This is a genomic window from Arthrobacter sp. 10N44_2 (genome assembly GCF_056394385.1).
Genome location: NZ_JBFTHT010000003.1, coordinates 22219 through 41923, shown reverse-complemented (window position 1 = coordinate 41923; position 19705 = coordinate 22219). Strand labels below are relative to the sequence as shown.

Here is a 19705-nt window from a genome sequence, read left to right as displayed (position 1 = left end):
CCGGACCTTTTCTCCAGTTGCGGGGACAGGATTTGAACCTGTGACCTCTGGGTTATGAGCCCAGCGAGCTACCGAACTGCTCCACCCCGCGTCGCTTGATCAACTCTACCCTAGTTTCCGGACCGCCCTGACCACGTGCCCAGCCGCCGTCCAGTCCGGCACATCCAGATCCATGGACTGCGAGGCGATGGACTGCGGGGCGAGCCGCTCGAGCGGTCGCCCTTTTGTCCTATGACCGGTTTCCCGGTTCCCGGTTTCCGGGCCGTCCCCCAGCGGCTTAAAGCAAAAGGTCCGGAACACTGTTTCCAGCGTTCCGGACCTTTTCTCCAGTTGCGGGGACAGGATTTGAACCTGTGACCTCTGGGTTATGAGCCCAGCGAGCTACCGAACTGCTCCACCCCGCGTCGCAAGATCAACTCTACCTGCCGGTGAACTTGAGGCCAAATCGAGGCGACGTGATGTGCATCTCGCCGCCGACCGGAGCGTCCGCCCTGGTCGCCTCGGCCTCCCGGGCCGGCCAGGGCCGCACAGGGATCGAATCCGGTCCGGCTACGCCACAGGCCGGGTTTGCCCCTCCGTAGGGGCAAACCCGGCCTGTCGCACCGTTCACAGCCTGCGCCCGGCCCTCGCGCAGCGCGTAAGGACCTGCCAGGGTCAGCTGCGCAGCGTTAGCCGCCCGCCGTCGCCGACGGTGTGGGCGACGGTGTGGCGGCGCCCGCCGGCGCGGCCGGGGTTTCCAGCTTTGCTTCGGCCTCGAGTGCCTTTTGCAAGGCAGCGTTCAGCTTCTTTTGCTGCTCACCGTAGGTCGCGAAGTCGCCCTTCGCGAGGGCGTCCTGGCCGGCCTTGATCGCCGCATTGGCCTCGTCCAGTGCAGCCTTCAGGTCTGCCTTCGCGTCGGTAGTGCCGGGCGGCGGAGTTGCACCACCTGGCGTGGTGGGCGTGGCCGGTGTTTGTCCCTTGTTGGCCGAGTCACCTGCTGCGGCACCCGAATTTCCGCCGAAGAGCTGGTTCAGGGCCTCGTCCAGTGTGGGCGCGAACCCGATCTTGTCGCCGAACGCCACCAGGACCCGCTGCAGGGTCGGGTAGGAGGTCTCCCCCGTGGAGCGAAGATAGACGGGCTGGACGTACGCCATGCCGCCACCGACCGGCAGGGTCAGGAGGTTGCCGTTGAGCACCGCCGACGCACCCTGGCGCAACAGGTTAAGGGCCTGCGAAACGGTGGGGTCGGAGTTGAACTTGTTCTGCGCCTGGCCCGGTCCGGGGACCTGGGTCTCCGGCGGGATCTGCAAGAGCCTCAGCTGGCCGTAGCTGTCCGCTTTGACGCCCTTCTGGTTGCCGGCGTCGGAGTCCGCGGCCAGGAAGCCGTAGAGCACGTTGCGGGCGTTGCCGTTGACCACCTGCGGGATGAACGACGAGGTCAGCTGGAACGCCGGCTTGTCCTGGTCGGGCATCTTCAGCGACATGTAGTACGGCGGCTGTTTGACTTCGTCCTTGACGGTGGGGTCGTTGGGAACGGACCAGGCGTCAATGTTGGTGTAGAAGCTGTCCGGGTTGGTCACGTGGTAGCGGCCCAGAAGCTCGCGCTGGACCTTGAACAGGTCCTCCGGGTAGCGCACGTGGCTCATGAGCGCACCGGACATCTCCGAATACGGCTTCACCGACGTCGGGAAGATCTTCTGCCAGGCTTTCAGGACCGGATCCTGGTCGTCCCAGGCGTACAGCGTCACAGAACCGTCATAGGCGTCCACGGTGGCCTTGACCGAGTTGCGGATGTAGTTCACGGAGCTGTTCGGCAGGGCTACTGTCCGGTTCGCGGCGGTCTGTGAGTCGGCCGTGGCGGCCGAGAGCTGCTCCTGCTGGGAGTACGGGAAGTACGGGCTGGTGGTGTACCCGTCCACGATCCACTTCACCCTGCCGTCGACGACGGCGGGGTACGGATTGCCGTCAACAGTCAGGTAGGGCGCCACCTTTTCGACGCGGTCCCGCGGGTTGCGGTCGTAGAGGATCTGGGACTCGGCGTTCACGCCGTCCGAAAGCAGCAGGTCCGAGGACTGGAACTTGATCGCGTAAAGGATCTTGTTGAAGAAGCTGCCCACGTTCGGGCCGCCGTTGCCCGTGAAGGTGTACTGCGTCTCGCCGTCGCCTTCCTTGGCCGCGGGCCGGTCCTGCTCACGGTGCGGTGCACCGTCCGGGGCGCCCACGATCGAGTAGTCGGGCGAGTCCTGGCCGAAGTAAACGCGGGGCTGGTAGGTCGAATCGTTGCCGAGCGCGCCGGTGGACGGAATGCCCGCCTGCAGGAAGTCCGGCTTGCCGTCCACGGTGAACTTGTTGCCCTTGGCGGCGACGACGCCGTAGCCGTGGGTGTAGACAACGTGCCGGTTCAGCCAGGACTGCTGGTTCGTGGCGAGCCCGTCCGGGTTGAGTTCGCGGACGGCGATGACCGTGTCCTGGATCTTGCCGTCGATCTCGTAGCGGTCCACGTTCAGGGCGCTGGGGAACTGGTAGTAGGGCCGGTACTGTTCGAGCTGCGAGAACGCATCCGAGATCAGGTTCGGATCCAGCAGCCGGATGTTGGCGGTGGTCTGCGCATCGGGGGCCAGCGCGCCGGTGGTGGCGTTGGTGGTAGCGTTGTACCGCTTTTCCTGGACCTTATCCAGGCCGTAGGCGGCACGGGTCATCGCGATGTTCCGCTTGATGTATTCGTTCTCCAGCGTCTGCTCCGAGGGCCGGACCTGGAACTGTTGGATGACCCACGGGTAGACGCCGCCGGCCAGGATGGCCGTGATGATGAGCATGGCGGTGCCGATCACCGGCAGCCGCCACTTGCCGATGACCGCGGCGACGATGAACAGCACGGCGACGATGGCCGCGGCCACGGCCAGGATGGCCTTGGTCGGAATGACGGCGTTCACGTCCGTGTACAGCGCACCGGCCCAGCGCCCGCCGTTATTCTGCACCGTGGAGTAGCGGTCCAGCCAGAAGTTGAGGCCCATCAGCACCAGGAAGGCGGCGCCCGTGACAGCCAGGTGGATCTGTGCGGCGCGGCTGGTGAAGATCCCGCGTTCCATGATCCGGATGCTGCCGTAGAGGTAGTGGGTGAGGATGCCGGCAAGGCCAGCGATCACCGTGACGCTGATGAGGAACCCGGTGACGAAGCCGAGGAAGGGAAGAGTCATGAGGTAGAAGCTGATGTCGAGCCCGAACTGCGGATCGTTCTGGCCGAATGCCTCCTGGTTCAGGAACAGGAGGACTTTCTGCCACTGGCTGGCCGCGGCGCTGCCGGCGAACAGGCCAAAGAGGATGGGAAGCCCCACCATCACGACGCGGCGGATCGGTTCGAGCTGCGCCTGGTAGCGGTTGAGGTTGTCCCGGATTTCCGAATCGGGGGCGTATACCGGCCGCGCATGGTAGGCAATCCTGATGGCGAAGAAGACGGCCAGGAACATGACAGCGAAACCTGTCAGGAAGATCACGATCCTGGCCAGGTTCTCGGTCAGGAACACTTCGAAGTAGCCGAGCTGCTGGTACCAGAGGACATCCGTCCAGACATTGGCGAAGAAGATGAATCCGACCACGATCAGGGCCACGATGATCAGCGTCGGCGTCAGGGCGCCGCGTCGTGTCTGGGGTCTTCCGGGCGGGACAGTGCTGGCGGGACGGGACAAACTCGGTACCTCATAGCTGGTCGTCTACTGCTGGTTTTTAGTTATCAGTCGCTGCTGTGGCTCAGTCTGGCGACCAAGTGCCGGTGTTGCAGGTTGATGCATTCTAACGGCCGTCACCGCCGTTCCGTCAGGGCCCTGCAGCAGGGTCCCGGCGGGACGGCGCGGCCGTCAATTAGTGCCACGAGTGGGGACGGCGCTTAGTTCCGCGGCCAGTCTAGTTGTTGGTGCAGACGGGCAGGCCCGATGTGTCGCCGCCTGACGCGGCCAGTTCAACTGCCTTGCGGGCCTCGGTGAGGTTCTCGACCCGGACCACCTGCAGGCCGTCGGGGATGTGGCCCAGGACGTCTTCGCAGTTGGCCGCCGGGGCCAGGAACAGCGTGGCCCCGCCGGACCGCGCCCCCTGCATCTTCTGGGCGATCCCGCCGATGGGTCCTACGGCACCGTCCGGGGTGATGGTTCCGGTTCCGGCGATGTGCTTGCCGCCGGTCAGGTCCCCGGGAGTGACGGTGTCAATGATGCCAAGCGCGAACATCATGCCCGCACTGGGGCCACCGACCTTGTCGAGCGAGATGGTGACATCAAACGGGAAGGTGAACTTGTACTGCAGCAAGACGCCCAGGATGTAGCGGCCCGCACTGTTTTTGGCCGGCGTAATGGTGACTGGCACCCGGGCGCCGGCGCGTTCGACAATAACCTTGGCGGGCTTGCCGTTGCCGGCGGCCAGTTCCGCCTGGACCACGCCGAGCGCAGTTATGGGCTTGTCATTGATGGAGACAAGTTCGTCCCCTGCCTGCAACAGTCCTTTCGAGGCGGAGTCGTCCGGGAGCCCGGCCACCTGCATTTTCTGCCCGAACGGAATCTTCAGTTCCTTCAGTGCCGAGGCGATGGCGTTCTCCTGGGAGGTGGTCATCGCGGTGGCGCTCTCCTGCTGGGACTGTTCCTTGGTGACGCCGGTGGGGAAGAGCAGTTCCTGGGGGTAGACGGCCTTGGTCCCGTTCAGCCATGCCGAGAACGCCTCGAAGACGCTGACCGGACCGTTGGGACCGCCGTCGACATAGACAGTGGTCAGGTCCAGGCTGCCCTTGGCGGGAAACGACTCATGGCCGCTGACGCTGATCACCGGTTTGCCGTTGTCCTGGCCGATGGTGTTGAAGGTGGGGCCGGGAGACTCGATCACGTAGGGCACGGGCAGGCTCACCGCGGTGATGCCCAGTGCGGCGGCAAGCAGCCCCGAGACAAGCATGGCTGAAGACCGGTTGTTGCGCGGGCGCCGCACGCCGGCGCCAGCCAGTCGCGCCCACCTGCCCCGGGCAGGGCCGGCCGCTGGGTCGCTGGCGGGCTGCTCACCGTGGGTGATTGTCATTGAACGACCTCTCCGTGCCGGCACGAGGGGCTGCGGCCCTGCCAGGACAAGCCCGAGAGGACACCGCGACCACGCACCAGGGCCGCAGCCTAACCCGAGGCTGCCGCGTGCAAATATTCCAACTTCCAAGCCTACGCGCTTGAGACCCCGGACCGCTCTTTGCCTACAGCGAACGTGGCGCGGTTTCGGCAGACAGCCACTCTTGCACAGGGGTACCGTGAAGTTGAGAAGCAGCCACACCGACGATCGGCGGGATCATGACCTCCAACCCACTCAATCCGTCCAATGGCGACGAGGAACCCAAGGATCCCTTGGCCGAAATGCTCAAAAACCTGATGGGCGGGCAGGGCATGGGCAATATCGACCCCGCCGAGCTCGCCAAGGCAGCAGGCCTCCCGGACGATCCAAACCTCCTGGCCCAGATGTTCACCCAGGTGCAGGCGATGATGAGCGCCCCCTCGGAGGGGCCCGTCAATTGGCAGCTGGCACATGACAACGCCCGGCGCGTCGCCGCCAGCGGAACCGACCCCTCGGTCACGGCGCATCAGTCGCGGGAGGTCGATGAGGCCCTTCGGCTGGCCGAACTGTGGCTCGACCAGGTCACCGGGCTTCCGGCCACAGGACTGATCGGCCGGGCGTGGTCCCGCGCCGAATGGGTCGAGGAAACCCTTGGGACGTGGAAGCGGCTGACCGAGCCCGTGGCCAACAGCATTGCCAATGCGCTCTCGGCCGCCATGACCGAGCAGATGCCCGAGGAAATGAAGTCCATGATGGGCGGCGCCTCCTCGATGATCCAGAACATGGGCGGGGCGATCTTCGGCATGCAGCTCGGCCAGGCTATCGGCGCGCTCTCGGCCGAAGTGGTCAGCTCGACGGACATTGGCGTGCCCCTCGCAGACCTCGAAATGGCGCTCCTGCCGGCCAACGTGGCGAAATTCGGTGAGGGCCTCAGCCTGCCGGAGAACGACATCCGCCTGTTCCTGGCCGTGCGCGAGGCGGCACACGCCCGTCTCTTCGTCCAGGTCCCCTGGCTGCGCGGGCACCTGCTCGGCGCGATCGAGGCCTACGCCCGCGGCATCCACATCGACACGTCCAAGATCGAAGAACTGGCACGCGAGATCGATCCCAGCAACCCCGAGGGCATCCAGGAGGCGCTCTCGCAGGGAGTCTTCATGCCGCAGCGCACTCCCGCCCAGGAGCAGGCCCTCGAAAAGCTGGAGACCGCGCTTGCCCTGGTGGAAGGCTGGGTGGACGAACTCACCTGGGGTGCAACCGAGAAGATGTTGCCGTCCGCGGCCGCGTTGCGCGAAACCGTCCGGCGGCGCCGGGCCACCGGGGGCCCCGCGGAACACGCGTTCTCCTCCCTCGTGGGACTCGAACTGCGGCCGCGCCGGCTCCGCGAGGCCGCCACGCTGTGGGCCTTGCTCAAGGAAGAGCGTGGGGTCGACGGCCGCGACGCCGTTTGGCAGCATCCCGACCTGCTTCCCACGGCAGAGGACCTGGAAGATCCGCAAGGCTTCAGCGAACGCCGCAAACTCGCCGAAGCCAGCGACAGCGAAGTGGATGACGCCCTGCAGAAACTGCTTAGCGGAGGGTTCGACGAGCAGGCCGGCGCCGACGCCACGGACACCGAGGGCACGGCGGATTCAGAGGGCACTCCGGATTCAGAGGGCACCACGGACACCGAGGGCACCGCGGATTCAGAAGGCACGGCGGATTCAGAGGGCACGGACGAACCGGCGGCCAAGGACGACGACCGTCAGGACGGCGGACCGGACGACGGCGGCACGCCCAAGGCCTAGCCGAACGCTAGTAGGCCCCGGCCGGGATTTCGGTTCCGTCCGGGGCTTCGTCGTATCCGCCGTCGGGCGCCAGGCCGCGTGAGGTCGCGAACGAGACCCCTTCCAGGAAGGCCTTGGCACGCTCAGTCTCCGGGTACGCCGTCAGCAACCGCCAGAAGGCGGCATCGTGGCCGGCCACCAGGAGGTGGGCCAGTTCGTGAAGCAGCACGTAGTCGATCACCCACTGCGGCATGGGCTGCAGCTTCGCCGAGAGCCGGATGGTCCCTTCGGACGGCGTCGCGGAACCCCAGCGCGAATTCTGGTTGGTGACCCAGCGGACCGAGGAGGGCACCGCCCTGCCGCCCAGGTACTTCGCCGACAGATCCGCGGCGTGGGCGGCAAGGTCGGCATCGCTGCGGGGGCGGCGCCGGCCGGAACCCCGCGCCGCCCGGTCCCCCTGGCGCCGGAGTTTCTCCAGCATGCGATGGACCCACTCCCGTTCCTGCGCCCTGCTGAAGGACGCGGGGATGGCGACGACGGCGGTGCCATCCTCCCAGAACGCGGCGACCGTGCGGCGTCGGCGCGCAGAGCGGCGGACCACTACCGGGGCGCCGTCGGCGGTGGTCAGCGGTGTGGCCGCCGGAACTGAACCGGACATCACTGAACTGGGCATCACTGAACCGTGCTTTCGGCCAGGACTGTCAGAACGGCCTCGCCGTACTTCTCCAGTTTGGATGGACCCACGCCGGCGAGTTTGGCCAACTGCTCCAACGACTCGGGGCGCGCCTCGGCGATGGCGGTCAGGGTGGCATCGGTGAACACCACGAATGCCGGGACGTCCGCCTCCAGGGCCACGTCCTTCCGCCACTGCCTGAGCGCGTCGAACGTCTGTTCCTCGTAACTGGGCGGGCACTGGTTGCAGCGGCCCACCTTGCGCTCCGCGCCGCTGGAGAGCATGCTGCCGCAGACCCGGCAGGACGCCGGAACGGCCGCCTTCCGGCGCGGCGCCGGGCCCTTGCCCCGCAGGTGGGAGCTGGCCACCGAGTCGGGGCGCAGGCCGTTCAGGAAGCGCGAGGGCTTGCGGTTGGCGCGTCCGCCGGGTGTCCGGGCAGTGGACCAGGACAGGGACAGGTGTTCGCGGGCGCGGGTGATTCCGACGTACAGGAGCCGGCGTTCCTCGTCCACCGCTTCAGGAGTGTCCGCGAACGAGATCGGCACGAGGCCCTCACTCAGCCCGACCAGGAACACGGCGTCCCATTCCAGGCCCTTGGCGGCGTGCAGGGATGCCAGGGTAACGCCCTGCACAGTCGGAGCGTGCTGGGCCAGGGACCGTTCCTGGAGCTCGTTGACAAAGTCCGGGAGCGAGAACTGCGGGCCCCTGCTGATCACGAGTTCGTCGGCCAGCGCCACGAGGGCGGCCAGCGATTCCCAGCGCTCCCGGAGAGCGCCGCCGCTGTGCGGCGCCGCGTCCGTGTAGCCCAGGGAGGCGACGATGTCCCGGACCAGCTGCCCGAGCGGCTCGGGCGTGGCGGTTTCAGCCACCGCCCGGGTCGCGGCCCGGAGCTGCAGGATGGCGTCCCGGACCTCCTTCCGCGCGAAGAACCGCTCACCGCCGCGCAGCTGGTAGCCGATCCCCGCCGAGGCCAGCGCCTGTTCGTAGGCTTCGGACTGCCCGTTGGTGCGGAAGAGCACGGCGACCTGGCTCGCCGGTGTTCCGGCGTCGAGGAGTTCACGGATCCGCGCGGCGACAGTGGCGGCCTCCGCCTCGTCATCCGAGCATTCGGTGAACCGCGGCACCGGGCCCGCCGGCCGCTGCGCCACGAGCTGCAAAGGCGTGGCCCAGGCGGCGTCCGCCACCGGGCCGCCGCTGCGCCGGCCGGCGAGGAGGTCGTTGGCGAGCCTGACGACCTGGGGCGTGGACCGGTAGTCCCGGATCAGCTTAACGACGTGGGCCTCGGGATACATCGCTTTGAACCCGAGCAGGTGCTTCGGGGAGGCGCCGGTGAAGGAGTAGATGGTCTGGCTGGCGTCGCCCACGACGCAGAGCTCGTCGCGTCCGCCGAGCCACAGCTCCAGGAGCCGCTGCTGCAGCGGCGAGACGTCCTGGTACTCGTCGACGACGAAGTGCCGGTACTGTTCCCGGACGGTCGCTGCCACCTTTGGGTCCTCCTGCAGGATCCCCACGGTGATCAGCAGCACGTCCTCGAAGTCGATGACGTTGCGGTCGGTCTTGACGTCCTCATAGGACTGGAAGACCCGTGCCACGGCCGTCAGGTCGAAGCCGCCCGGATTGCCCCGGCCCTGGGCGTTCTCCAGATAGTTCGCCGGGGTCAGCATGGATACCTTGGCCCACTCGATTTCGGAGGCGAGGTCCCGGATGGAGGCGCGGTCCGTGCTGAGCCGGAGCCGCCGCGCGGCCTCGGCAATCATCTGTGCCTTGTGGTCCAGCAGATTGGGCAGGGTGCCGCCGACAGCCTGCGGCCAGAAGAACTGCAACTGGCGCAGCGCCGCGGCGTGGAAGGTACGGGCCTGAACGTTGCCGACGCCGAGGTCACGGAGCCGGCTGCGCATCTCGGCGGCAGCCCGGGCCGTGAAGGTGACAGCGAGGAGCCGTTGCGGGCTGTACACCCCTGAGTGCACGCCGTAGGCGATCCGGTGCGTGATGGCGCGGGTCTTGCCGGTCCCGGCACCGGCCAGGACACACATGGGCCCCTGGAGGGTGCTGGCAACCTCGCGTTGCTCAGCGTCGAGGCCGCCGAGGATCCGTTCCTCCAGCGAACGGCCGTCAGGTTCCGGGGCATCGGCAGGCGGGGCATCGCCCGACGTCGTGCCGCCCGACGGTTCCCCGCCGGGGATGGTGCTGAAGTTCAATTTCTCTGTGGTCACTTTTGCTGCTCAGTCGGTAGTCGGTGTCCTGCGGATAGGGGCAGGCGGTGTCAGCCTGTATGGGGCAGTGTCAGGCGCTGTCCGCGGCGTCCTGAATGATGCCGCCGTACCAGTGTTCAATAAGGGACCGGGCGATGGAGAGCCTGCTGGAAATGACGATCTCGCCGCTGAGGACGGCGTCCTGCAGTTCGCTCCGGCTGAACCACCGTGCCCTGGTGACCTCGACGCCGTCGGGGCGGGCTTCGGTGTCCGGCGTGGTGGCCGTGAAGCCGAGCATCAGGGAGGCGGGAAACGGCCAGGACTGCGATCCAAGGTACTGGGACGCGGTGACGCGGACCCCGACTTCCTCGCTGATTTCGCGCTGCACGGCCTGTTCGAGCGACTCCCCCGGTTCGACGAAGCCGGCGAGGGTCGAATAGTTCCGGGCGTCGAGTGGGCCGCCTCCGCCCAACAGCAGTCTCCCGTCGGGGCCCACCACGGTGACGATGATGGCCGGATCCGTCCGGGGGAAGTGCTCGGAGTTATCGGCCGGGCAGCGCCGGACCCAGCCACCGGCTTCCGGCTGCGTGGGAGTGCCGCAGCGCGGGCAGTGAGTGTGGGTGGAATGCCAGTTGGCGATGGCGCTGGCTTCGATGAACAGCGCAGTGTCCGTGGCGTTCAGGCGTGCCGCGACTTCGCGGAAACCCACCCACTGCGCATCGCTCGGAACGCCGGCCACGTGAGCCTCGAATTCCTCGGCCTGGACTTCGAACTGAAGCGGGAGGACAAAGAGGACAAGCTCGGTGCCGGCGTCGAGGTCCGAACCGGCCAGGGCGGAACCGAGGTAAATCACGTGTTCGGGAGCGTACGGGGTGTTGGCCAGGTGCCCGGAGAGCTCGGCCGCGTTGAGGAGCACGAGGCTGTTGCCGCTGACGAGGGCCTGCCTGCCGGAGAGCACCACGGCCTGCGCCGCGCCTGAACCGACCAGCTCCGCGAGCATTCCGGGTTTCACCCGCGCGGCGGATCCGCGGTCGATCAGGGCCGGGCGCACGGGAAGGACCGTCTCCATGAGGTGGTTTGCCGGCAGGAGATGCAGCGGCGGCGCCGCACCGTCGGATGCCGGGGATTCGGAGGGTGTTTGCTGTGATGCCGATGAAGATGCCGCTGACTCCGCAAGACTCATACACCCACCGTACTGACTCGGGCAGACAATTGACATTTGCCGACCATGCCGCCGGGCGCTCCACAGCATGTGCGGGACAAGCCGCCTGCCCCGGATTCAGCGCCCATTTCCCTCCGATTTCCCTCCGATTTGTCCCCGATCTCAAGACTCGCCGGAGTGCATCGCCGACTTGGGCGCCGCTCAATCTACCGTGGAAGGGTGAGAAGGAAACCAATCGAACTGGCAGCTGTAGCAACGGCGGCGGTACCCGGCCTGACCCCGACCGCCGTCAGCTCTGCGCCCGACGATCCGGCGGACTTCGACGCGGCCCTCCTGCTGGACTCTGAGGGCAAGCGTTGGCGCGTCCGCTCCCCCCGGCATGCCGAAGCGAGCGCCCGGCTGGAAACCGAATTCCTGGTGCTGCGTGCGTTCGCTCCCGGCATCCGGGCCGAGCTCCCGTTCCTCATGCCCACAGTGGCGGGAACGGTCCGGCAAGGCCAGCTCAGCACGTTTGTCTATTCGCACCTGGCCGGCGCCACCCGCTCCCTGGACGAGCTCAGCAACGGCTCTCCCGCGCTGGCCCGCGAAATCGGGGCGGCCCTGGCCGCGATCCATGACCTCCCACGGTCAATCGTGAGCAACGCCGATCTGCCCAGCTACACGCCCAACGAATTCCGCCAGCGGCGCCTCAATGAACTGGACCAGGCGGCCACGACCGGAAAAATCCCGCCGCTGCTGCTGCGGCGCTGGGAACACGCCATGGAAGACGTCTCGCTCTGGCGCTTCAATCCCTGCGTCGTTCACGGCGACCTCCACGAGGACAACCTGCTGGTCGAGGGTGAGCGTGTGACCGCAGTGACAGGCTGGACCGACCTGCGCATCGGTGACCCGGCGGACGACATGGCCTGGCTGGTCGCCTCCAACGAACAGGACTTTGTGAATGCGGTCCTGGATCACTACACCTCCAGCCGGCGCGACGCGCCCGATGTGCACCTGTTGCGGCGGGCCGCGCTCTCCGCCGAATTCGCCCTGGCGCAGTATCTGGTCAAGGGCATGGCCGCCGGCAACCAGGAAATGATCGACGAGGCGGAATCCATGCTCGCCACACTGGCCGAGGACGTGGCCGAACACGGCGGCCAGCCGATCAGCGTGGAACCGCTGCCGCAGCCGGTCGCGGCACCCGAACCCGGCACCGAACAAGCCATTGCCGACGCCGGTGCTCATGTCGATGCGCCGACGGTCCCGGCCGCGCCGGCCCCAGCGGCCAACGGGACGGCGCCCGCCGTCAGCAAGGTCACGCTGCTGCCTATGGAGCCGGTCACGGGCAGCGCTCCGGCTGATGATGCCACTGCCGGCATCAGTGCCAGGCCCGCTGTGCACGTCACGCCTATCCCCCGCGAAACGGGGGCTGACGAACCGGCGGCTGTCCCCCAGCCCATCGCAGACACAACCGCAGCCGCAGCCGCAGCCGCTGAAGCAGGCGACCAGGCAAGCGCCGAGCCGGGCGCCGGTAAGGCCGCAGGTGCGTCCGCCGACATCACCGCAATCCCCGGCGCCGCCAAGTCCTCCGAGCCCTCCAGCGCTGATGCCGCGCTGGACGGCGCCCCGCAGGCGGCGGCCCCCGACCCGGACTCCGGGAAGGTCAGTGAGGCCGGTGACAGCGACGCCGGGGCCGCGGTTCCAGCCGGTACCGACACATCGACGCAATCGATCGCCGTCGTCCAGCCCGGGTCCGGTGACAACACGTCAACCGCCGCGATCACGGTGGTCGACTCCGCGTCCCGCTAGCGCCGGCTGCCGGCCGGTTCAGGTGTACTGCCCCGCCCGGATCGTTCGGCGGGCTTTCTCCGGCCGGCTGACATCCGCTAGGCGCCGCTGTGCGTCGCTGTCCTCCCTAGCGCCGCCGACACGATTTCCTCAAGCTTTTCCGCTGATCCGAGGTCATGGGGGCGGACCACCTGGTTGTCGGCCACGTAATAGAAAGCGGCCCGGACGTCCTCCAACGGGACCCCCTTGAGCCGGGCCCAGGCCAGCCGGTAGACGGCGAGCTGGACTGCCTTGACCTTCAGTTGGGCCGCCGAGGGGCGGCGGCCGGTCTTCCAGTCCACAAGATCCCAGCGGCCGTCGGCGTCGCGGAACACGGCGTCGATCCTGCCCCGGACCACGACGTCGCCGATCCGTGTCTCGACCGGGACCTCGACGTGGGCGGGGGCGCGGTGGGCCCACTCGGACTGACGGAAAGTCTCCACCATGGAATCCAGGCCGTAGGCCTCGTCGATGTGGTCGTCAGCGCCGGCTGCCTCACCCAGGTCCAGCATCCCGGCGGCGCCGAAGTATTCCTCCACCCAGGCGTGGAAGGCCGTGCCCTTGCGCGCCGACATCCCCGGTTCGCGCGGGATCGGCCTGCGCAGGCGGGCCACAACGGAGCCTGGGTCATCTTCCAGGTCCACGAGAGTCGACGCCGAGATGTGCCCGGGCAGATGCACATCCTGGACCACCGAACGCCGGGAGCGGCGTTCCAGCAAAGTGGCCGCCTCCTGCGCCCACCCGGCGGCGGGACCGCGCAGGATGGGACGTTTTCCGGCGTCCGCGCCATCCGGGCCGGATGCCATTGCCTGCAGGACACGGGCCGCTGCGGATTCCATGGCCGCCCGCCGGCCCGGGACAAGCCGTAGCCGTTTTCCCGTCCGGGGGTCATGCGGGCCCTCCAGCGGATCATAGGGCCAGGCGGCGACTTCGAGTTCAGAGGTCAGGGGGCTTTCGGCCGGCAGCGCGTCCTCGCTGACGGACAGCGGATGGATTTCGGCCGCGCCGTCGGCGGTGAGGCCCTCGAGCCCGGCAAGGAAGGGAGACATCTCCGCCAAACCGGCCCGGGACCCCACCCACGCGGCACTCGATAGCCAGAGCACGTGTTTGGCACGGGTGTACGCCACGTAGGCCAGGCGCCGTTCCTCGGCCTCGCCGTGCGCCTGGACGGCCGACTTGAACTCCTTCTCGGCGTCAAGCCAGCCTTTTTGGTCCGGCTGGTCCAGGTCCCACTGGGGCAAATCGGTGCGATCGCCGCGCAACGGCCACGGCAGTGCCGCACTGCCGCTGCTCCACCGCGAGTCGCGGCTGCTGGGGAACGCCCCGGAATTGAGCCCGGGAACGAACACGACATCCCATTCCAGCCCCTTGGAGGCATGCACGGTCAGCAGCTGGACGGCTTCGTGGTTCACCTCCGGCGCTGCGGCATCCAGACCGTTTTCCTCGGCGGCCGCAGCTTCCAGCCATGCGAGGAACGCCAGGACATCTACCCGCTGGGAGGTGTGCAGGAACCCGGCCGCCGCGTCCTGGAAGGCGTCCAGGTTGCGGCGGGCTTGATGGATGCTGATCCCGGGCCGGGCCGCAACTTCGATGTCCAGGAGCATCGCCCGTTCGACCTCCCCGAGCAAAGTGGTGAGGTCGTCCCCCATGTAGCTGCGCAACTGCCGGAGCTCGTCCGAGAGCCGCTGCAGACGGTCCCGGGCCTCCGGGCTCAGTCTGCGTCCGTGCGCCGAGGTCCAGCCGTCGCGGGGCAGCCAGTCCAGGGCCTCGACCAGACTGGCGGCGTCCGTGATGTCGCCTTCGATCACAGCGTCATCCAGCGCGTCCTCGGCGGCACGCCCGTCATCCTCGGCACCCTGTCCGGCGTCGCCGGCCTCCAGGCCGCCGGGGCGACCCCGACGGCGGGCCAGGAAACTCGACCAGTCCCGCAGGGCCATCAGGTCCGCCGGGCCGATCCGCCACCGCGCGCCGGCCAGCAGGCGCATGAGGGAGTCCGAGCGGCCCGGGTCGGCCAGGACCCGGAGCGTAGCAACAAGATCGATGATTTCCGGCGTGTCCAACAGCCCGCCGAGCCCAACGATTTCATAGGGAATGCCCCGGACTTCGAACTCGCGGCGAATGCATTCCATCTGTGCCCGGCGCCGGCACAGGACAGCCATGGCCGGCGGAACCGGGTCGGCGGAGTGCGCGGCGTCGAAGTCCGTCACGCGAAATTTCAGCACGTCGCCTGCGATCGCCGCGGCCTCGGCTTCGTCCGTGGCGAACCGTCCCATCACCACCCTGCCGTCCACCGCGGCCGGGCTGGGCTGCAGTGGCGGGACCTCGACGGCGTCGGCGCTTTCCCGGGCCCCGGCGGCCCCGAGGTTCGCCGCCGCTTTGCTCAGGGGCGCCGAAATGAGGTTGGCCGTGGCCAGGATGTTGCGTCCGTTGCGCCACGCTGTAGTCAAGTAGGAGGTGGGCGCCACGGCAAAGCGCCGGGCCTGCCCGCTGCCCCGGTCCCGCGAGCTGCCATTGGCGGTGTCGGTGCCTTCCCCGCCATTGGCGGTGACGGTGCCTTCGCCGCTATTGGCGGTGACGGTGCCTTCGCTGCTGACGAGGATCGGGAATTCGCGGACGAAATGGAAGAGTTGCCCGGCGGACGCTCCCCGGAATCCGTAGATGGACTGGTTCGGGTCCCCCACCGCGGTAACCGCATGGCCGTCGCCGAAGAGCCGGGAGAACAGCACCAACTGGGCGTGCGAGGTGTCCTGGAACTCATCGAGAAGCACCACCTTGTAACGCTGGCGCTCTGTTTGGGCGGCGACCGGAATCTCACTGGCCACCCGCGCCGCCAGGGCCACCAGGTCACCGAAGTCCAGGGCGCCGCGGGCGCGCTTCGCCTCGGAATAGCGGCCCACCATGTCCGCGACGCTGGCCCGCGTGCGAAGCATCGCGCTGAGCTCGCCCGCAGCCTGGGTGGGGTTCTTCTTGGCTTCTGCGACATACGGGAGCGACTCGAACGCGGCGACCCGCTCCAAGAGCCAGCCACGGACCTGGGCCGGGTCCTGCAAATGCTCGGAGCACTCTCCCGCCAGCTGGATCACGGCCCTGACGAGCGTTGATTTGGCGGACCGGAAGTGTTCGTAGTCCCCGTCAAAGGCTTCTACCACCTCGCTGGCGAGCTGGAACGACTGGGCGCCGCCGAGCAGCACGACGTCGCGTTCGACGCCGAGGCGGAGACCGTAGTCGGACACAATGCCGCTCGCATACGAGTGGTATGTGGAGACCTTGGGTTCGAGCGCATCCGCGCTCAGCAGCCCGGCAGGGAAGAGCGTGTTCCCGGTGTCGGCCGCCGCGATGCGCGCCAGCGCGGCCAGCTTGGCCCGGATCCGCGAGGCGAGTTCACCGGCGGCCTTGCGGGTGAAGGTGACGCCGAGGACTTCCTCCGGCCGGACCCAGCCGTTGGCGACGAGCCACACGACCCGGTCCGCCATGGTGGCGGTCTTCCCCGAGCCCGCCCCGGCGATCACGAGCCGCGGCGTGAGGGGCGAGGAAATGATCAGGGACTGTTCGGCCGTGGGGCTGTTCCCCTCCCCCAGCAGTGCCGACAGCTCTTCCGGGCTGAACCGCGGCTCAGGAAGGGGCTCGGGGAGGGGAGCCGGTGCCGGATGCGGGTCGGTCGGGCCGCTTGCCGGCGCCTCGGGGCTCATTCAGTAACCTGCTTTCCCCGCACGCACAGCGGGCACACTTCAGGGAGCCGGCAGCCGTGGCCGCCGTGGCCTCCCTTGGACGGATCGTGGCGGGCCTGGAAAACGCTGCCGGACATCACGCGGGCGGCGTCGCCGACCATCTCCAGTGCCCAGTTGTCCTGCGGATCCAGCGGTGCCTGGGCCTGGATGCCGGGGCTCTTGGTGGTGGTGCCCAGCTGGGCCAGGACGGCGCCGCCCGGCAGCGGCGGCGGACCGTCGTCGGGACCCGCGAAGCCGCCGGCCAGCACGGCGGCCTGGTAGGCACCGAGCTGCGGGTGCCGGTCCAGATCCGCTTTGCCGGGCTGGCGTTTGCCGGTCTTGAGGTCGATGATCACCAGCCGGCCCTCGGCGTCGATCTCCAGCCGGTCGACCTGGCCCCTGAGCACGGCGGGCCGCGCCGGACCGGTGGTTCCGCCCTCGCCCGGATCGGATCCGGCCTGTGTGGAAGCGGCCTCCGCCGGAACGTCCGGCAGCTTCACCTCAAAGTCCTGTTCGACGCCGATCAGGCTCCGGCCCTCGCTGCGCATCACGAGGACATACTGGGCGAGCTTGCGGACCATGGACTCGGCTCGCTGGAAGTCCAGTTTGCCTTCCCAGTTGTCCTTCATCCCCAGCGTGGGCCAGCGCCGGACGAGTTCGGCGACATATTCGCTTCCCGAGGCGTCCGGGAGGTCCTGCGCAATGGCGTGGACCAGCGTTCCGAGGCTGCGGGCAAAATCGGTGGCGGCTTCACCGCCTGCGGCTTGGATAAACCAGTCCAGCGGAGATTTCTGCACGGTTTCGACCTTCGAGGGCGACACGAACACGGTACCGCCCGGCGGAACCACCGCCTCCTCCGAGGACAACTCCGCCAGCCCCCACCAGCTCGCGGGGTGCGCGCCCGGAACCGGCGGCTGGGCCGTGGCCAGGCCCCCCAGGACGGCCGCGGCTTCCGCCGATTCGGCCGCCCTCGGGTCGAGCTGGGCGTACTGCCGCAGTTCCGCGACCAGCGCCCGGAGGGTCAGCGGACGCTCGACCGGGGTAAAGCCCCGGCGGTCCTGCCCGGGCCGCAACGGCGCCACATAGTCCAGGAACGAGGACGGCTGCTCGTCCTCCGAGGACACCGCCGTGCAGATCAGCACCTCCCGGGCGCGGGAGACTGCCGTGGAAAAGCTCCGGAGCTCGTCATAGCGTATTTCGCGCAGCCGGCTCTGCGGATCCAGTCGCAGGGCATACTCCACGCCGTGTTCGACGGCGTCGGCGAACAACGTGCTGCCGAGCAGCTCGCCGCGCAACCGGGTGTTGGGCCACACGCCTTCCTGAAGTCCGGGCACAATGACCACTGGCCATTCGCGGCCGGCCGCGCTGGCAGGGGTCATGAGCTCCACCGCGTCTTCCAGCTGCGCCCGGGCGGCCAGGGTATCCATGGGAAGTTCCTGGCTGAGCAGGTATTCAAGGAACTGCTCCGGGCCCGAACCCGGCAGCTGGTCCACAAAGCGTTCCGCGGTATGGAACAGCGCCATCATGGCATCAAGGTCACGGTCGGCCCGGGCACCGGCTGAGCCTCCGGCGAGGGCGGCGTCGGTCCAGCGGGAGGCCAGGCCGGTGGAATGCCAGAGCGCCCAGAGCACCGTCTCGGCGTTGCCTCCGGGGGCACCGGCGGCGTCCCGGCCCGCTGCGATCATCCGGGCAATCCGGCGGGCCGAGTGCCCCTCGATGCCCAGCGTTGCGAGCGCTCCCGGCTCCAGCAGGGCTTCGACCAGGAGCGCGTCGCTGGTGCGCCCGCCGCCGCCCAGGAGTTCCTCCCGGCGCAGCGACTGCCGCAGCCTCCGCAGTTCAATCGCGGTGGCGCCGCCTATCCGGGACGTCAGCAAGGACACCGCTGACTCGGGTGTGAGCACGGCAGGGTCCAGGGCCACCGCATAGGCATCGAGAAGCGGACGGACCGCGACCTCGTCCCGGACGGCGGATTCGGCGACGGGAATCCGGACCGGGATCCCCTGGCCGGCCAGGTACCGCTGCAACTGGCTGAGCTGGCCGCCGTTGCGCACGATCACGGCGATGTCCCCGAGTTCCCGGGCGTCGTTCAGCTGGGCTTCGAGGATCCGCTGGGCCACATACCGCAGCTCGTGGACCGGGGAGGGCAGCAGGTGGGCCTCGACCGTCCCAGCGCGGGCGCCGGCGGCTCTGTCCGGTGTCGGGACTGGTTGCCCGTCCGGCGCCGGCACTGGTCCGGGCTGTTCGAGCCGGCGGGCGGACTGCCCGCCGGACCTGCGGGAGATGCGCCCGGCCACTGCCAGCCATGCCTCCGCCACGGCCGGGTCCTGCCGATGCGCCGTCCACAGGGGTCGTTCCAGGATCGTCCCGTCAGGTGCCAGGAGGCCGGGAAGCTCCGCCACGAGATCGGGACGTGCCCCGCGGAAGCCCTGAACCACGGTGTCCGGCGAGGCAGTGATGATGGCATCCTTGCCGGCGGCGATGTCGGCGAGCAATTCGAAGACCGCCGGGTTCGCCTCCTGGATGTCATCCACGAGAATCAGCTGCAGGCGGTCGCGTTCGGCGGCGAGGAAATCGGGTGAGTCCTGGAAGATCTGGCGCGCGGCAGTGATGATGCCGGCGGGGTCGAAGGCCTCGGGCATGCGCAGGTCCAGGACATCGCGGTATTCGGAGTACAGGGCGGCCGCCGGAATCCAGTCCGGCCGGTTGCACTGCCGGGCCAAGGCTACAAGGTCCTCGGCGGTCCGCCCGGATTCGATGATCCGGTCAAAGAGCTGGCGCACTTCCTGCCGGAAACCGCGGGTCTGCAGGGCGGCGCCCAGGTCCTCGGGCCAGGGCAGCTCGAGGCCGGGCAGCGCATGGCCCTCCAGCAGTTCCTTGATGATCAGGTCCTGTTCCGGGCCGGAGAGCAGCTTCGGCTGGCGCGGAAGCGGCAGGAGGCCTTCGGCCTTGGCACGGCGGATCAGATCGAAGGCATATGACGCCCAGGTCCGTGCCGGCGTCGTGCTCAGGCTCCGGTCCAGGCGGGCCGTGAACCGGTCGCGGAGCGTATCCGCGGCGAGCCGCCCGGGAGCCAGGATGAGCATCCGCTCCGGATCCAGGCCATCGCGCAGGGTGCGGCGGACGGCAGCCTCGACAAGGACCGTCGACTTGCCGGTGCCGGGCGCGCCGGGCACCAGGACGGGGCCGGAGCCGGGCGGGACCTCGACGGCGGCGAGCTGGTCCGGTGACAGCACCGGCACCGCGCTGTGCTGGGTCCGGGGCGGCAACAGGCGCAGCCCCGCTCCCGTTGCGCGCCCCGCCCCGGGAAGGGGACGGGACCCGGACCGCTGCAGGCTTGGTTCAAGGTGGCTGGGGGT

General features: G+C 68.5%; 8 protein-coding genes, 2 tRNA genes and 1 pseudogene. 2 read left to right on the top strand and 9 right to left on the bottom strand.

All coding sequences use genetic code 11. The features are described from left to right. Positions 1 to 17 precede the first annotated feature (17 nt). The 4 genes from AC1DBX_RS04750 to AC1DBX_RS04735 form a co-directional block, all read right to left on the bottom strand. Positions 18 to 91: transfer RNA gene (locus AC1DBX_RS04750), tRNA-Met, on the bottom strand. Positions 92 to 330: 239 nt separating this feature from the next. Continuing rightward, a tRNA-Met gene (locus tag AC1DBX_RS04745) sits at positions 331 to 404 on the bottom strand. A 264-nt stretch (positions 405 to 668) separates the two neighbouring features. Next, the gene (locus tag AC1DBX_RS04740) at positions 669 to 3665 is read right to left on the bottom strand and encodes a UPF0182 family membrane protein (protein WP_476871337.1); all 2997 of its coding nucleotides are present in this window, start codon (positions 3663 to 3665) and stop codon (positions 669 to 671) included. Positions 3666 to 3879: 214 nt separating this feature from the next. Then, positions 3880 to 5028 (bottom strand): YlbL family protein, encoded by a 1149-nt coding sequence (locus AC1DBX_RS04735; RefSeq protein ID WP_476858897.1) that lies wholly within the window; start codon positions 5026 to 5028, stop codon positions 3880 to 3882. 257 nt (positions 5029 to 5285) lie between these two features. On the opposite strand from AC1DBX_RS04735, the gene AC1DBX_RS04730 reads away from it, so the two are divergent. Continuing rightward, complete coding sequence (locus AC1DBX_RS04730; protein ID WP_476931179.1) at positions 5286 to 6830, top strand: zinc-dependent metalloprotease; 1545 nt, start codon at positions 5286 to 5288, stop codon at positions 6828 to 6830. A 7-nt stretch (positions 6831 to 6837) separates the two neighbouring features. Here the strand turns inward: AC1DBX_RS04730 and AC1DBX_RS04725 are convergent, their stop codons facing one another. From AC1DBX_RS04725 to nudC, 3 genes are all read right to left on the bottom strand, one after another. Continuing rightward, positions 6838 to 7482 (bottom strand): M48 metallopeptidase family protein, encoded by a 645-nt coding sequence (locus AC1DBX_RS04725; RefSeq protein WP_230010553.1) that lies wholly within the window; start codon positions 7480 to 7482, stop codon positions 6838 to 6840. Continuing rightward, positions 7482 to 9584: an ATP-dependent DNA helicase UvrD2 gene (locus AC1DBX_RS04720; protein ID WP_476931281.1), complete on the bottom strand. Its 2103-nt coding sequence runs from the start codon at positions 9582 to 9584 to the stop codon at positions 7482 to 7484. Before AC1DBX_RS04720 ends, AC1DBX_RS04725 begins: the two co-directional genes overlap by 1 nt. 181 nt (positions 9585 to 9765) lie before the next feature. Further along, a complete protein-coding gene (gene nudC, locus AC1DBX_RS04715) occupies positions 9766 to 10857 on the bottom strand; it encodes an NAD(+) diphosphatase (RefSeq protein WP_476856662.1) in 1092 nt (363 codons plus the stop codon). Between the two features lie 198 nt (positions 10858 to 11055). Between nudC and AC1DBX_RS04710 the strand changes: the two are divergent. Further along, a pseudogene (locus AC1DBX_RS04710) lies at positions 11056 to 12324 on the top strand (macrolide 2'-phosphotransferase); the annotation flags it as partial. A gap of 377 nt (positions 12325 to 12701) precedes the next feature. Here the strand turns inward: AC1DBX_RS04710 and AC1DBX_RS04705 are convergent. Then, complete coding sequence (locus AC1DBX_RS04705) at positions 12702 to 16331, bottom strand: ATP-dependent helicase (protein ID WP_476931178.1); 3630 nt, start codon at positions 16329 to 16331, stop codon at positions 12702 to 12704. Continuing rightward, a complete protein-coding gene (locus tag AC1DBX_RS04700) occupies positions 16328 to 19681 on the bottom strand; it encodes an ATP-dependent helicase (protein WP_476931280.1) in 3354 nt (1117 codons plus the stop codon). Before AC1DBX_RS04700 ends, AC1DBX_RS04705 begins: the two co-directional genes overlap by 4 nt. Positions 19682 to 19705 lie beyond the last annotated feature (24 nt).

What these genes read in the sequence shown, in the direction of transcription:
- nudC (WP_476856662.1), bottom strand. Translation starts at nt 10,857, where the DNA reads ATGAGTCTTGCGGAGTCAGCGGCATCTTCATCGGCATCACAGCAAACA.
- AC1DBX_RS04735 (WP_476858897.1), bottom strand. Translation starts at nt 5,028, where the DNA reads ATGACAATCACCCACGGTGAGCAGCCCGCCAGCGACCCAGCGGCCGGC.
- AC1DBX_RS04705 (WP_476931178.1), bottom strand. Translation starts at nt 16,331, where the DNA reads ATGAGCCCCGAGGCGCCGGCAAGCGGCCCGACCGACCCGCATCCGGCA.
- AC1DBX_RS04730 (WP_476931179.1), top strand. Translation starts at nt 5,286, where the DNA reads ATGACCTCCAACCCACTCAATCCGTCCAATGGCGACGAGGAACCCAAG.
- AC1DBX_RS04725 (WP_230010553.1), bottom strand. Translation starts at nt 7,482, where the DNA reads ATGCCCAGTTCAGTGATGTCCGGTTCAGTTCCGGCGGCCACACCGCTG.